Annotated in this window: 10 protein-coding genes and 1 tRNA gene; 5 read left to right on the top strand and 6 right to left on the bottom strand. The window is 65.5% G+C overall.

All coding sequences use genetic code 11. From position 1 onward, the window contains the following. Together SLQ30_RS23515 and SLQ30_RS23510 are read right to left on the bottom strand one after the other, a co-directional pair. Entirely contained in the window at nt 1–1788 is a 1788-nt protein-coding gene (locus SLQ30_RS23515; RefSeq protein WP_319449194.1) for an amidohydrolase family protein, read from the bottom strand. Nucleotides 1789–1918: 130 nt separating this feature from the next. Then, entirely contained in the window at nt 1919–2860 is a 942-nt protein-coding gene (locus SLQ30_RS23510) for an NAD-dependent epimerase/dehydratase family protein (RefSeq protein WP_319449193.1), read from the bottom strand. Nucleotides 2861–2907: 47 nt separating this feature from the next. On the opposite strand from SLQ30_RS23510, the gene SLQ30_RS23505 reads away from it, so the two are divergent. The 4 genes from SLQ30_RS23505 to SLQ30_RS23490 all read left to right on the top strand — a co-directional run bounded on the left by SLQ30_RS23505 (nt 2908) and on the right by SLQ30_RS23490 (nt 8413). Then, nucleotides 2908–4710: a hypothetical protein gene (locus tag SLQ30_RS23505; RefSeq protein ID WP_319449192.1), complete on the top strand. Its 1803-nt coding sequence runs from the start codon at nt 2908–2910 to the stop codon at nt 4708–4710. Nucleotides 4711–4771: 61 nt separating this feature from the next. Further along, the gene (locus SLQ30_RS23500; RefSeq protein ID WP_319449191.1) at nt 4772–6973 is read left to right on the top strand and encodes an EspA/EspE family type VII secretion system effector; all 2202 of its coding nucleotides are present in this window, start codon (nt 4772–4774) and stop codon (nt 6971–6973) included. Between the two features lie 134 nt (nt 6974–7107). Then, a complete protein-coding gene (locus SLQ30_RS23495) occupies nt 7108–7959 on the top strand; it encodes a hypothetical protein (protein ID WP_319458339.1) in 852 nt (283 codons plus the stop codon). Between the two features lie 91 nt (nt 7960–8050). Continuing rightward, nucleotides 8051–8413: a carboxymuconolactone decarboxylase family protein gene (locus tag SLQ30_RS23490; protein WP_319449189.1), complete on the top strand. Its 363-nt coding sequence runs from the start codon at nt 8051–8053 to the stop codon at nt 8411–8413. Nucleotides 8414–8426: 13 nt separating this feature from the next. Here SLQ30_RS23490 and SLQ30_RS23485 read toward each other — a convergent pair. Both SLQ30_RS23485 and SLQ30_RS23480 read right to left on the bottom strand, forming a co-directional pair. Continuing rightward, nucleotides 8427–8499, bottom strand: a tRNA-Thr gene (locus tag SLQ30_RS23485). A gap of 88 nt (nt 8500–8587) precedes the next feature. After that, the gene (locus SLQ30_RS23480) at nt 8588–9793 is read right to left on the bottom strand and encodes a DNA polymerase III subunit delta' (protein WP_319449188.1); all 1206 of its coding nucleotides are present in this window, start codon (nt 9791–9793) and stop codon (nt 8588–8590) included. 82 nt (nt 9794–9875) lie between these two features. On the opposite strand from SLQ30_RS23480, the gene SLQ30_RS23475 reads away from it, so the two are divergent. Next, on the top strand, nt 9876–11468 hold the full coding sequence (locus tag SLQ30_RS23475) for an adenylate/guanylate cyclase domain-containing protein (protein WP_319449187.1): 1593 nt from the start codon (nt 9876–9878) through the stop codon (nt 11466–11468). Between the two features lie 118 nt (nt 11469–11586). Here SLQ30_RS23475 and SLQ30_RS23470 read toward each other — a convergent pair whose 3' ends face one another. Further along, on the bottom strand, nt 11587–12570 hold the full coding sequence (locus tag SLQ30_RS23470; protein ID WP_319449186.1) for a hypothetical protein: 984 nt from the start codon (nt 12568–12570) through the stop codon (nt 11587–11589). A gap of 236 nt (nt 12571–12806) precedes the next feature. After that, a complete protein-coding gene (locus tag SLQ30_RS23465; protein WP_319449185.1) occupies nt 12807–14141 on the bottom strand; it encodes a secretion protein EccK in 1335 nt (444 codons plus the stop codon). Between the last annotated feature and the right edge of the window lie 561 nt (nt 14142–14702).

The raw sequence follows: 14702 nt of genomic DNA, 5'->3' as shown, positions 1-14702 counted from the left end.
TCAGGCAAGGGCTTTCGCGGGTGCTGCGGCCACGGAGTCTGCTCGCAGGAAGCGGCCGGCCTTGACGGTGGTGCCGTACCCGTCGCAGAACTGGCCGCTGCGGTAGACCACCACGCCGTTGACTCCGGTGGCCACGACGGCGTCGTCATTGCGGTTGACCATTCGGGACAGCCCGCCGTAGAAAGGCACCACCTCTTCGTGATAGCCGTCCACCGACTCGTCGAGTCCGTCCGGGTCGATGACGACGAAGTCGGCGCGCTCCCCTTCGCGGAGGGTGCCGGCGTCGAGCCCGAACCATTGGGCCACTTCGGCCGTGAGGCGGTGGACCGCGTGCTCGACCGTCATGAACGGTCGCCCAACGCTTTCGGCGTCGCGGACGCGCTTCAGCAGACGCAGCGAGAAGTTGTAGAACGCCATGTTGCGCAGGTGCGCACCGGCATCCGAGAACCCCATGTGGACGGACGGTTCCGTGGCCAACGCATTGAGGTGCTTCGGCCGGTGATTGGCGACGATGGTCGTCCAGCGCACGTTGCGCTCACCGTGCTCGACGAGGATGTCGAGGAACGTGTCGAGTGGGTGCAGCCCGCGCTCGTCGGCGAGCTGCCCAAAGCTCTTGCCAACCAGCGTCTTGTCGGGGCACTCCACGATGGTGGCGTCGTGAAAGTCACGGTGCCACAACGTCGGACCGAGCTTCTTGCGATCGAACGCCTTGCGGAATCGGCGCCGGTAATCGACGTCCGCGAGCAGCTCGTTGCGCTCGAGCTGGTCGCGTAGGTGCAGCGCCGCAGTGCCCGCACCGAACTCCTCGAAGACCGGGAGGTCGATACCGTCGGAGTACAGCTCGAACGGCACGGGCAGGTGCTGGAATCGTATCGAGGAGCCGAACACCTTGTTGAGCAGCCGTGTGCCTGGGCCGAATACGTACACGGCACCTTGCGCGGACTTGGCATCGGCCGACACCAGCAGGCTCATCCGCACCCCCTTGCCACGGCCGAACAGCCGGCTGCTGGTGAGGAAGAACATGAGCGCCGAGATCGCGTTCTTGGTGTTGGGCGCACTCTGCAGAATCCGTCCACGCTTGCGCAGCACGGAGATCAGCTTGCGGCGTTCCCGCCAAGTCGCAAAGGTCGACGGCAACGCGCGGGAGCGGTAGCGGTCGCCGTCGAGCTTGTCGATGGGCGCGTCCATTCCGGACATGCCGAGCAGGCCGGCGTCGAGCGCCTCGTCCAACAGCTTCGCCATGCGGGTGAGTTCGGCGTTCGTCGGTTCGACGCCATCGGTGGTGGCGCGGTCGAGGCCCAGCACCGAGGTCCTCAGATCCGAGTGGCCGAGCATCGAGCTCACATTCGGTCCGAGCGGCAGTCCGTCCAGCGCGGCCACGTATTGGGCCGGCGACGACCAGGTCTTCTTCGCCTCGAGTGCGCCGAGGACGTACTTGCGGGGCACCGCCTCCACCCTGCTGAACAGATCTGCGGCATCTTCGTTGTCGGCGTACACCGTCGACAGCGAGCAGTTGCCAAGCAGCACGGTGGTGACGCCGTGCCGGACCGACTCGCGCAGCCCAGGGTCGAGCAATACCTCGGCGTCGTAATGCGTGTGCACGTCGATGAAGCCCGGGACGATCCACTTCCCGGTCGCGTCGATGACGTCGGGGCAGCCCGTCTCGTCGATCGGCCCGGTGGCCACGGTGGCGACGACGCCGTTCCGAATGCCGAGCGTGCGCAGTTGTGGGCGAGCGCCGGTGCCGTCGAACCACAGGCCGTTGCGGATGATCACGTCGTAGGGCATGCCGCGACGCTACCTTAGATAGCGAGTGCTCGCAATCTTTCTTGAGACGGTGTGCTCCGTCAGGCCCCCGCGAGCGTGAATCTCACGACGGTTCGCCCGGGTGACACGTCGTGATTTTCCTACTCGGCAGCTAGCTTGCGGCCTCGCGGAAGAACTCGACGGTGCGGGCCACCCCGTCGACCAGCGGCACCTTCGGCTCCCAGCCCAGCACGCGCTTCGCGCGGCTGATGTCCAGGCACGACTTCCGAAGGTCGCCCAGCCGCGGCGGATGGAACTCGGGCTCGTCGGGTGCGCCCACTGCCGCGGCGATCGCCGAGTGAAGTTGACGCGTGGAGGTCTCGACGCCGGTGCCCGCGTTGAAGCGCTGGCCGCTGCCCGCGTCGCCTCCGGCGCGGACGAACGCGTCGACGAGGTCGTCGACGAAGACGTAGTCGCGGGTGTCGGACCCGTCGCCGAAGATCTTGGTCGGCTTCCCGGACAGCAGCGCCTTGGAGAAGATCGCGACGACGCCGGCCTCGCCGTGCGGGTCCTGACGTGGCCCGTAGACATTGGCGGGTGCGATGTGTGAGCAGTCCAGGTTGTACAGGTTGCGGAACATGTTGAGGTAGACCTCGCCGCACACCTTGCTGGCCGCATACGGCGACGACGGGTTGACGGGCACGTCCTCGTTGGTCGGGTACACCGGCGGCGTGCCGTAGATGGAGCCGCCCGAGCTGGTGTGGACGATCTTGCGCACCCCGGCCTTGCGCGCCGCCTCTGCGAGCCGCACCGTGCCGACGACGTTGACGCTGGAGTCGAATTGCGCGTCGGTGACCGAGCGGCTGACCGAGATCTGCGCGGCCAGGTGGAAGATCACCTCGGGCCTGGTGTCGGAGATCAAACTCAACAGGTCGGCGTCGACGATGTCGGCCTTCGCGAACTCGTAGGTTTCGTGTCGCTCGGCCGGGACGATGTTGAGGCTGTTGCCCGTACTCAGGTCGTCGACGCCGACGACGGTGTGACCGTCTGCCAGTAGTCGGTCTACCAGCGTTGATCCGATGAAGCCTGCTGCCCCGGTGACGAGTGTCCGCACCGGGTCACCATACCGACGTAGTTTGGACGTCCGTACCGTAGGCGAGCGTGAAGGTCCGGCGGGCAGGAGCGAAGCGACCGGGGAATTGGTGGGTCGCCCGCACCGCGGTAGCGCTGATCGCGCTGCAGTTGGCGCTTCGGGCGGTACTCGCCTTCGGCGGCTACTTCTACTGGGACGACCTCATCCTGATCGCCCGCGCGGGTACCCACAGCCTGCTGTCGCCGTCCTTCTTGTTCGACGACCACGACGGCCACGTCATGCCTGCCGCATTCCTGATTTCCGGCGGCATCATCAAACTCGCGCCGTTCAGCTGGATCGGTCCTGCCATCAGCCTGGTCGTGCTGCAACTCGTCGCATCGTTGGCGTTGCTCCGGGCTCTGTACGTCATCCTCGGTTGGCGGCCCGTGCTTTTAGTCCCCTTGACGTTCGCGTTGTTCAGCACCATGGGGCTGCCTGCCTTCGCGTGGTGGGCGGCCGCGCTGAACGCCTTGCCGATGATCGCGGCGTTGGCGTGGGTGTGCGGGGATGCGATCTTGCTGGTGCGCACCGGAAATCAGCGGTATGCCGCGTCCACTCTTGCGGTCTACTTCATCGGGCTGCTGTTCTTCGAGAAGGCCGCCGTCATTCCGTTCGTTGCGTTCGCCGTCGCTGCGCTGCTGGCACACGTCACCGGCGTCCCGAATCCGCTGAAGACGGTGTGGCGCTGCGGCATTCGGCTGTGGTCGGTAGCCCTGGTGCTGACGGTGGCCTGGGTCGCGGTGTACCTCGTGGTGGTGGATCAGCGGCGCTGGACCTTGGACCCGTCGATGACGTTGGACCTGCTGGTCCGATCGGTCACGCATGGGATCGTCCCAACCCTCGTCGGCGGCCCGTGGGACTGGGAACGCTGGGCGCCGTCGTCGCCGTGGGCGCTTCCGCAGTGGCCCGTGATGGTGCTCGGCTGGCTGGCGCTGGCGGCGATCATCGCGGTGTCGCGGCTTCGCAAGGAGCGCATCGGCCCGATCTGGTGGGCGGCAGCGGGTTACGTCGCGGCCTGCCAGGTGCCGATCTACCTGATGAGGTCGTCGCGGTTCACGGCGATCGAACTCGCTCAGACGTTGCGCTACCTGCCCGACCTCGTCGTCGTACTCGCACTGCTGACCGCGGTCGCCTTCTGCGCGCCGAACCGAAGCACTTCGCGCTGGATGGACGCCTCGCGCGTCCGCACCGGCGTAATTGTCTTGTGCGCAGCACTTTTCGTAGGAAGCAGTCTGTATTCGAGTGCGACGTTCCTGACGAGTTGGCGGGACAACCCGACGCGGTCCTACCTGAACAACGCGCGGACCGGACTCGCCGCGGCGGCGGCCACTTCGACCGCCCCGCTACTCGACCAGGAAGTCGATCCCCACATCCTGCAACGCTTTTCGTGGCCGGATAACTTGGCGAGTCACATCTTCGCGTTGGTGCCAGACCGCCCCGAGTTCAGCACGAGTACGACGGATCTGCGCGTACTCGACAAGGCCGGGAACCTCGTCCCCGCGACGGCGACGTGGGTGCGGGCGATGGCCCCGGGACCCAAGCCACAGTGCGGCTACCTCGTACAGCCGGATCTTCCGGTCCGAATCCCCTTGAGCGGGCCGATGCTTCCGACGGAGTGGACGGCCGAGGTCAACTACCTGGCCAACAGCGAAGGGTCGATCACGATGGCGTTGTCCGACGGCGACGACACCAAGGTCCCCGTGCACCCCGGCCTCAACCGGGTGTTCGTGCGCCTGTCCGGAGCGGGGAATGCCATCGACGTGCGCGCGAACACCGCAGCGCTTTCGGTGTGCCTGGCCGCCGGACCGGTCGGATACGTGGCTCCGCCGTAGCTATGCAGGGGTGATAATTAGCTGTCGGCGTTGAGTGTTGGGTGTTCGGGAGGTGCATGGGGTGGGAGTTCTCGACGGCTTCTTTTCGACGTGGTCGAACGCGAGGGCGACGTTCGGTGAGGGCACCCCGCAGGGCGGCGCGCAGTTCGATGGCAGCGGAACCCTCAACCAGCTGAAATCCAACCTGGACTCCGCGGCGCCCGGTACACGATGGACCGGTACGGCCGCGACCGCATATGGAGCGGCCAACACCGAGCACCAGCGCGTCATCGGCGAACTGGGCGGATTGGACAAGCGGCTCGCCGCGCACGTCGACGAGTCGGCCCGCATCGTCAGCACAGGACGCAGCCAACTCGATGCCGTACGCAGTTGGGTGGTCGACGCCGCCGGAAGCGTGCCCAACACCGCCGAAGGCCAGCGGATGCTGATTCCGATCGCCAACAAGGGCATTGGCCAGGTCGCGGACATCGTCCAGAAGACGAACGGCGAGCTCAACACGGTGGCGGGCAAGATCCGAGGCGTCGGCAACGAATACACCGCCCTTGGCGATCAGAAGTTCGCGCCGAAGGACGGACCGCAGTTCATCACCGGCGACGACAAGGACAAGAAGGACGGCGACAAGAAGGATCCAGACGCAGAGAAGCGACTCGCCGCCGACAGGGTCCGGGAGGCGCTGAACGGTGATCAAGCGGCTGCCGCTCAAGTCGACGAGGTCGTCACCTCGATCTCAGACGAACAGTTATCGGGCAAGAAGCCGTTGTCGACGGAGCAGCAGCAAGTCCTCAGCCAGATGGGTTATCAAACTAAGGACCTCAGCCTGGACCAGCTGTCCCAAATTCACGACAAACTAGGTGACCACAAGGGCGTCCTCGCCAACTCGTGGCAGGTTTTGAGCGATCCCGACGTGAAAGTCCCTGCGACCACGACTTTCTCCGAACTCCATCCAGAACTCGGTAGCCCCCCTGTTCCAGGCAGCTTGGACAACCTCCCGACGAGCATGCAGAGCCCTCTGAACGATCCGGCTGCAACCCTGTCAGATACACCAGGCCGCGGCCCTCGGCCGTGGGAGTTTCACAACGAGGAACAGCTCAAGACCATCGCGGGCTTCGTCGAGGATGGCGACAAGCGGTTCCAGAACGGCTCTCAGCTAGACCGTTCGTTGATGGACCGCGGCACAGAGGTGCTGCACGCGACGACCGGCTTGCAAGCCAATTCGGACCACGACGGGGTAATGCAGGACATCTTCAACTCCGCTGGCCGTGATCAGATCGTGGACCACGACACCATTACCGGCGACAACGGAAAGAACTTCCTGCACGACATCGCAGTTCACAACTGGTCTGACGACGGCTCCGCGGCAAAGAACTTGACGGACTGGGTCGACGACTCAGCACATTCCTCGAATGTTGAAGAGGCGACGCGGGCCGGCGAGACCGCCAACGCGGTCGCGACATTCGTCGGCGAGAAAAAGGACGATTTGATGAATGTGGCGCTGTTCGGCGACACCACAGTCGGAGAACGGAATCCACACCTCATCCAGGGGTGGGCCGAGGCGCTTGCGCCGTATCAGGAAGCGATGGTCGGTGACGATAGTACGGTCAAGGGATTCGGGGTCCTCGGCGATCCGGCCAACGGCAACTACGACCTCGCCCGCAATGTGTTTGCGGTCATGGACTCAGATCCGACTGCCGCGCAGAACTTCAACAAGCATGCGTACCAATCGATTCTGCAGTACCAACAGGACACCTCGGATTGGATCAATCACGGGACCGGTCAGGACTCACCGTTGGCGCCGGCCGGGTTGGCTGGTGCGCTCACCGGACTCGTGAACTCTGGTGCCGACCTCTCACACAGTGACCCGGATTACGGATACCGGCGACAGGCCCTGGAGGCAGCTCTAGGGCCGCTCACGGGACAGTTGCCCATCGTCGGGGACCTCGGAAGGCAAGTGATCTTGGATGCTCTACTCGCTCCCGAACCCCGAGTGGATACACATCATTTTGGCGAGGTCTACAACCTGGAGCGGTATACCGTTGCCAACGCATTGTTCGCCACGAACGCAGAACCCATTCCTGCCTACCTGCAGCCCTACGTCCATGATGGCCATCTAGTGTCGCCGGAATCGATCTCCGCAAACGACCGAGTCAGGTACTACGACGCACTCGAGTCCTATGCCAATGAGGGAAGCGGCGCGCGAGATGGGGGCGACGTTCTCAACAAGTTCTACACGGAGTATCAGACGGCGGGCGGGACCAATAAGTGACAGGCCTTATTGCCGAGTTCCTCAGGCGCGGGTGCGTCAGCTTCGTAGCGATCGGAGCGCTGGCGACTGGGTGCTCGAGCTCACCTCCGCCAATGCCTCCGAGCTCCGAACCCCAAGTGGTGCATCAGTTCTTGATGGACTCGGGTAGCCGCGAGAAGCTCCTCGCCATCAGCACTTACGCGTGGGACGACAGCGGCTCGCATGCGGCTGAATACTTTCAATGGATCTCTCATGACGCTGCCAGCCCCGACGAACCCACAGCAACTGCGGCGGGCGAATCCGCCCATGAGATGGCTTCCTTCCTGGCAGATGATCAAGGTGCACTCGCGTCCATCGGATACGGGTTCTTAGGGCTCCGCCACTCGTCAGTGGGTGCGTTGAATCCCCAGCTGGTCGGCGCGTATGGGCAGGCACTGACGCGGTTTCAAGGTGCGATGGTCGGGGCGGGCGAGAAAGTCCCTGGTTTCGCCCCCTTAAAGGGGGTTGACGTCGACGACTACTCGTCGGTCGTCAACGTATTCGCGGTGATCGCCAGTGATCCAGACGCAGGCAAGCAGTTCATTGCGAGCGGTTATGGCCGGGTCGACGACACGGTCCGAAGCATTGCTACGACCGGGTGCGTGGATCCAGCGGCAGCCAGGGCAAGCGAGCCCGCTCTTGTTCGAGTGGGCGCCTTGGCTGGCAGCATCGCTGCCGCAGTCGAAAGACCCGGTGCTGCAAAACTTCCCGTCAAGGGTCTCGATGAGGCCAACAACAAATCGACATTCATAATTGCCGATGAATGCCTCGCGCGTGCACCGGCGTCGGCGCCGCAGTACCTCCGGCCGTATATGGACGGGGCATCGCTTCTGCGTCCAGAACAGGTCAGTGAGCAGATGGGTGCAGCGGCTCTGGTCAAGTACTACTCCGCGCTCGAGTCCTACATCAGAGAGCGCGAGTTCGAGCTCACGGCCTTTAGCAAGGGCTTCCACGAATCGGCGCAGTGATCAATCGTCAACGCGTCACCGCCGAGCCCAGGGTGGCCGGAGAAGAAGGACTGAGCGCACGCCGTGAGCCACTCGTGCCAAACTAGTAAGCATGACTAACTTACGCGAGGACGGCCTGCGGGTCTTCAAGGAATTGCTTCCTGGAGTAACGGCTCCCGACGGCGACGCCGACGGCTTCGCACCAGAACTGATGGACATCGGCCTCGAGAACGTCTTCGGCAAGCTGTGGACGCGGGAAGGGCTGAGCCGCCGCGACCGCAGCCTCGTCACGCTCGGCATCCTCATCGCGCTGCGCTCCGACCAGGAACTCAAGTTCCATTTCAAGATCGCGCGCACGAACGGGTTGACCGACGATGAACTCGCCGAGGTCATCTATCACGCCACCGGCTACGCAGGCTTCCCGGCCGCAGCGACGGCCAAGAGCGTGGCCGAGCAGGCCTTCGCGGAAGACTGACCGGGCGAATGTGAGCCGCCTCCGGGAATCGAACCCGGGACCTTCTCATTACGAGTGAGACGCTCTACCGACTGAGCTAAGGCGGCGGTTGCCCTTCGTTTCAGGGCGCGACGAGTGTACGACAGCGGCCCTGCGGTCCCAAAGTTGATTCCCCAGTCGCTCCGCGGACCTCAGTTAACGCAGCGCCTGTCCGACGGTCGCCACCATCGCGTCGACGGCGAACTTCGGCTTGACGTTGACGGCGAGCGCCTCGCGGCATTCGAGCACCGCCTCGATGCACCGCAGCACCCGGTCGGGGGGTGCGTGGGCGGCCATCGCGGCGATCTTGTCGGCCATGTCCGGATGATTGGGCGGAACCGCCGTCGCACCCGAGGACACCAGCAGCGCGTCGCGAAAGTACGTCGCCAAGTCGATGAGCGCGCGGTCCAGTGCATCGCGGGACGCGCGGGTCGTGCGCGACTTCTGCCGTTTCTCAAGCTCTTTCAATGCTCCAGCGGAACCGCGCAGCGCAGTGGCCGTGCCCTTGCCGCTGCCACCCGCTCCGAGTGCCGTCCTGAGCTCTTCGGTCTCGGCTTCGTTGCGGCCCTCGGTGAGCGACTTCGCCTCCGTCTCCGCAGCTGCCACCAACTCCTCTGCCGCGGCGAAGGCCCGCGCTGGGGTGGCCGCGTCGCGGGCGAGGCCTAGCGCACGCTCCCGACGGCCGCGCGCCTGCTCATCGGTGGCCAAACGGCGCGCACGGCCCACATGCCCGCCGCTGACCGACGCCGCCCAGAGCGCGTCGGCTTCGGGCAGGCCGTCGGTTTCGACGAGCACCCGGGCGATGGCGTCGAGCCGCGGCGTGACCAATGCCACGTGCCGGCACCGCGAGCGCAGCGTGATGGAGATGTCCTCGGGATCCACCGATGGTGCGCACAGCAGGAAGACCGTAGACGGCGGCGGTTCCTCGACTGCCTTCAACAGCGCGTTGCCTGCGCGCTCGCCCAATCGGTCGGCGTCTTCGATGATCACGACCTGCCATCTGCCGGTGCCAGGCTTGCGCGACGCGATCTGCACGATGTCGCGCATATCGTCGACGCCGATCGACAACCCCTCGGGGATGATCCGGCGCACGTCGGCATGGGTGCTGGCCATCGTGGTGGTGCAGGCCCGGCACTCTCCACACCCCGGGACGCCGTCTGACGTGCACTGCAGCGCCGCTGCGAAGCACAGCGCCGCGATGGACCGACCCGACCCCGGCGGGCCCGTGATCAGCCACGCATGTGTCATGGTCCCAGTCGCGACCGTGTTGTGTGCCGAGTCACCGCGCGCGGCCGTAGCCGCGGCCACCAGCTCGGCTTCGACGACGTCCTGGCCCACAAGACGCGAGAAAACACCGCTCATCGAGGGCAAGCCTAGTGCTGGGGGCAGACACGACCTGCACGCAGCAGCGCTAAGCGTCCCTGCGGCCCGATACGGTAAAGGCGTGACCACCAGGCCGCTATCGATCGGGCGAATCTCCGCGTTCGTCCGCTGGGTCGCGCGCACGCCATGGCCGGTGTTCTCCCTGGGCATGCTGCAGGCTGACATCATCGGCGCTCTGTTCGTGCTGGGCTTTCTCCGTTTCGGGCTGCCTCCCGAGGACCGCATCCAGTTGCAGGACCTGCCTGCCTTCAACTTGGCGATCTTCCTCGGCTATCTGTTCATCTCCTTCACTGCGGGCGTGTGGCTCAGCCTGCGCCTGCTGATCCCCGTGATCCGATGGCAGCGCACCGACACCCTGCTGGGTGGTGGCGACCCCGCGATGACCGAGTTGGCGCGGGTGCGGGCGCTGCGGATGCCCTACTACCGCTCGGTGATCAGCGTTTCGAACTGGTGCCTGGGCTCCGTCGTCTTCATCGCAGCCAGCTGGCCCGTCGCAAGCCACTCGGCGCCCGTCGTTGCGGTGGCCACGGCGCTCGGTGCGACAGCCACGGCGATCATCGGATACCTCCAGTCCGAGCGGGTGCTTCGCCCGGTCGCGGTCGCGGCGCTACGCGGCGGAGTGCCGGAGACGTTCCGCGCGCCCGGTGTGATCCAGCGACAGGTGCTGGCGTGGGTGCTGTCCACCGGCGTGCCGATCCTCGCGATCGTGTTGGCCGTGGTGGCCAGCAAGTTCGAGATCCTGACCGCGCCCGCCGAGAAGCTCAACACGCCGATCCTGTTGCTCGCCATCTTCGCACTCGTCATCGGATTGGCCGGCACGGTACTGGTCGCCATGTCGATCGCCGACCCGCTGCGCCAATTACGTTGGGCGCTGGGCGAAGTGCAGCGCGGCAACTACAACGCACACATGCAGATCTACGACGCCAGCGAGCTCGGCCTGCTCCAAGCGGGCTTCAACGACATGGTGCGCGATCTGGCCGAACGGCAACGGCTTCGCGACCTGTTCGGCCGTTACGTCGGTGAAGACGTGGCCCGTCGCGCGCTGGAGCGGGGCACGGAACTCGGTGGCCAGGAACGCGAAGTCGCGGTGTTGTTCGTCGACCTCGTCGGCTCCACGCAACTAGCGTCCACCAAACCGGCCTCCGAGGTCGTCAGCCTGCTCAACGAGTTCTTCCGCGTCATCGTCGACACCGTGCACCGGCACGGCGGATTCGTGAACAAGTTCCAGGGCGACGCGGCGTTGGCCATCTTCGGCGCACCGATCGAGCACCCCGATGCTTCGGGTGCCGCGCTCGCCGCGTCCCGTGAACTGCACGACGATCTGATAGACGTGTTGGGCCAGACCGACTTTGGCATCGGAGTGTCGGCGGGCCGCGCCATCGCGGGCCACATCGGCGCTCAGGCCCGTTTCGAGTACACGGTGATCGGCGACCCCGTCAACGAGGCCGCCAGGCTTACCGAATTGGCCAAGCTCGAAAGCGGCCACGTGCTCGCGTCGGCCATTGCCGTCAGTGGTGCGCTCGATGCGGAAGCTTTGTGTTGGGACGTCGGGGAGATCGTCGAATTGCGTGGGCGCTTGGCACCCACTCAGCTGGCCCGGCCGGTGCAACTCGCTGCCCCGGTGGAGCTTCCGAGCGAAGCCACCAGCCAGTAGCTATTCGCGCGCCCACTTCTGCGTGAGGGTCGTGAATTCGCGAAAGTCATTACCCGTGAGCAGATTTCGAGGAGATTTCACCGACTTCTACACAGTGGTCGCGGGGCTGGTTACGTGGTTACTTGGTTCCCGCTACCTGGCACGCGTTCGAGACGAAACTTACGAGACGAAGGCCCATCGTGGCGAACCATCCGTCTGGTTGGGTGTAATTCATTCCGACCACCACGATGGCACGCAGGTAGACAGCCGCTACGACTGCGAAATCCTCCAGGATGGGATTGCCGCTTTCCCGGCCCGCCTTCTCTGTGGCGTCAGCAAACCCAGAGATGATAGGAAACGTCGCCTGGTTGACTGCCCGTTCTTCGGGCGTCCACTGTGAGCCAGGCGTGGCGGAAGGGATTCGCGCCCAATCGGCGGTGTCGGCCGCGTACTTGTCCTGACGGTCGATCCAACCCCGACATAACGCGTCCGCTGAGGTAATGAATCGCTCTGGGCTCGCCGGACTACCCGGGGATCGTGGCGCGGTCGGCGCTGAGACAGGATCGAGGCCAGTAACGAGTGGCGCCGACCCATAGGTGATCGCGTTGCACAATGCCGTGATGGCAAAAGATCCATTGATCGTTGCCTCAGCGAGATAGTCATCTGTGGGCGTATATGTGGGTACGGCCGCCACATACGCACGCATGTAGGCGATCAGTTGTTCGTAGAGTTCCCGCACCACGCGGTGGGGCGTTTGTTTGGCTAGCGGCACCATTTGATCGGCAGCCCTGCGCATGGCGTCACTGGCCTCTTCGACGTGGATGCGCTGCTCCGCAGTCCATTGAGATACGAGACCGAGAGAGGCGCGGTCGTTGCCCCACCCCTTCTCCTCAGCGTCGGCCACCATATTGTTGATCGCGTAGTAGGCGGTGCAGGTCGGCTCGACCGTAATAATCGAAACCGCCCCATTGTCGTTCGCACTGGCAATATCGCTTGGTGCACTTGATGATCCAGCCGTGGTAGGCGTGTTGCCGCCCCCACGGTTGCCCTTCAGCAGCAGCGTGGTCGTTACCGCCAGACCGATGACCAACAGCAAGACAAGGCCGCCCAGCGCCCACTTCACGCCGTTGCCCTTGCGCGGCGGTACTGGTGGCGGGTAGCCCGGCTGCGGGGGCCACGGACCAGGGCGACCGGGGTACGGCTGCTGAGGATGCGGAGCATGATAACCGGGACCGGGTTGGCCTGAATCGGGCCGAGGTGCCTGTGGCCAGCCGCCATTGGGTGGCACACTCATCGTGGCTTCCTCCTGGTCATCTCAGGCGTCAATGACCGAGCTCACGAACCGTCCGGCCACAACCGTCACACTGCCACCTCAGCGCTGAGGGCGTCTGACATCAGCACGCCGAGGTGTTGCCAGTAGACCCAGTCGGCGATCGCCGCCCGTTGGGTGGGCCCGTCCAGGGCAGTGTGTGCACGGTAGAGCGCGAGGTCCTGCGCGTGCTCGGAGTAGGTGACGAAGGCTTCGAGGTGGGCGATGCCACGGTCGGGCATCGTGCTCATCAACGGCTTGCACAGGTCGAACCACAGCATCGCCGAGTCGTCGGCCGGTGGCTGCGGGTCCGCCGGTGCCGGCGGCAGCAGTTCCATCAGACCGGCGTCGCTGACCGAGGCCAACCGCGACGCCGCGGCGGGTGCTATGACCTCGAGTCGGCTGCGGCCCTCCATCTTTCCGGTCTCGGGAATGTCATCGGGCTGCAGCACCACCTTGGCGGTGCCCGGGTCGAAGTTAGCGAACTGCGCTTCGGTCGCGACGATCGCACGCAACTTCTCACCGTGCGCCTGGGCCCAACCCTGAACCGCCAGAATCGGATACGTCGCCCACTTGGCCCGCTCACTCGGCGGAATCGACTCATCAGCGGTCACCAGCTGAACCTGGGCGGGCAGGTTCACGTTCTCGGGGATGTAGCCCAGGCCGTAGCTGTTGGCCACCACGATGGTCCCGTCGGCGCACAGCCCCGTCACCCAGAAGAACCCGAAGTCCGTCGCGCCGACGTTGAGCGCGGCACCTATCCGCCGAGCCAATGTCAGCGCGTCGTTTCCGCCGTTCTTCTGACGACGCGCCGCACCGGCGGCCGCCGACGCAGCCATCGCATCGCGCTCCATGCGGGCCGCCGATACCGGAATCGGGGCCGGCGCAGCGATACCCGCCGCCGACGTGTTGGCCGTCGACGCAGCGTGCACGCCCGGACCGGTCGGCGTCGAACCCGGAGTACCGCTGACGGTGCCACCACTGCCGCTTCCGCTGCCGACCGGTGCGGCCGGTGTCGGAGTGGCCGGGGGACCCAATGGCATCGGCGTCGGCGCAGGACCCGACATCCCGCCGACCGGCGCCGCACTCGAACCGCCACCGCCGCCACCTGAGAAGCCTCCGCCGCCAGGCACGCCGCCGCCCGATGCACCGGGCGCCGCGGCGGCCGGAGGAGCCGGCGCATCCACCGGGACCTGAGGATTGACGGGTAGTTGGGCAGCGTTGGCGGGCGAGACCATGGGGTTGGCCTGCACGGCCTGAGTGCCTTGATCGATGCCCTTAGCCACGTCGCTGAGCATCGCCTGCTGCTGCTGAGCAGGAGTCAGCGGAGTCTGGCCGGTACCGGCCGTCGCCTTGGCGCTCCCATCCTGCGAGTGCTCACCCATCTGGCTGGGCTGCGAGGTGTCGCCGTTCGGGCCACCACTAGATGACGAGCTGGGCGTGCCCGGGCCGGATCCGCCCCCTCCCGACGGCGCCGGACCACTCGTTGGCGACGGCGCCGTTCCGCCACCAGGGCTACTCGGAGCCTGCTCGATCGGGGCAGCAGGACCCGACGCGACAGGCGGAGGCTTCAGGGCTGCTGGCGAGGGGTTATTGCCAAAGAACTGCGGCCCGGAGTTACCTGGACCACGTACGTTCGCCACCTCGGGAGCTTTGATGGCGCCCTCTCTTACCGGGTTAGCCGGGGCGGGCGGCGGTATGCCGGGTGTCGCCGGCGTACCGGGTGTCCCCGGCGTGCCAGGTGTCGCCGGGGTGCCAGGGGGTGCCGCCGTCCCAGGTTCCGATCCCACTCCTTGGCTGATCAGATTCTGCGTCTTGCCGCGACCGTGGTCTGTGCCTGCCGCTGGCTCAGATTGGCCAGGGGAGGGCGTGGTTTGGTTGACCAAATTCTGTGTATGACCGCGGCCGCGGCCTGTTAGTCCTGCCGGCACAACGGACCCCGTGCC

Source organism: Mycobacterium sp. RTGN4 (assembly GCF_033804635.1).
Taxonomy (GTDB): Bacteria; Actinomycetota; Actinomycetes; order Mycobacteriales; family Mycobacteriaceae; genus Mycobacterium.
The sequence above is the reverse complement of the archived record's forward strand: the minus strand, read 5'-3'. Positions and strand labels throughout refer to the sequence as shown.

Excerpts from the sequence above, each read along its gene's own strand:
- SLQ30_RS23515 (WP_319449194.1), bottom strand. The coding sequence starts at position 1,788 with ATGCCCTACGACGTGATCATCCGCAACGGCCTGTGGTTCGACGGCACC.
- SLQ30_RS23495 (WP_319458339.1), top strand. The coding sequence starts at position 7,108 with ATGGACTCGGGTAGCCGCGAGAAGCTCCTCGCCATCAGCACTTACGCG.
- SLQ30_RS23490 (WP_319449189.1), top strand. The coding sequence starts at position 8,051 with ATGACTAACTTACGCGAGGACGGCCTGCGGGTCTTCAAGGAATTGCTT.
- SLQ30_RS23480 (WP_319449188.1), bottom strand. The coding sequence starts at position 9,793 with ATGAGCGGTGTTTTCTCGCGTCTTGTGGGCCAGGACGTCGTCGAAGCC.
- SLQ30_RS23465 (WP_319449185.1), bottom strand. The coding sequence starts at position 14,141 with ATGGGTGAGCACTCGCAGGATGGGAGCGCCAAGGCGACGGCCGGTACC.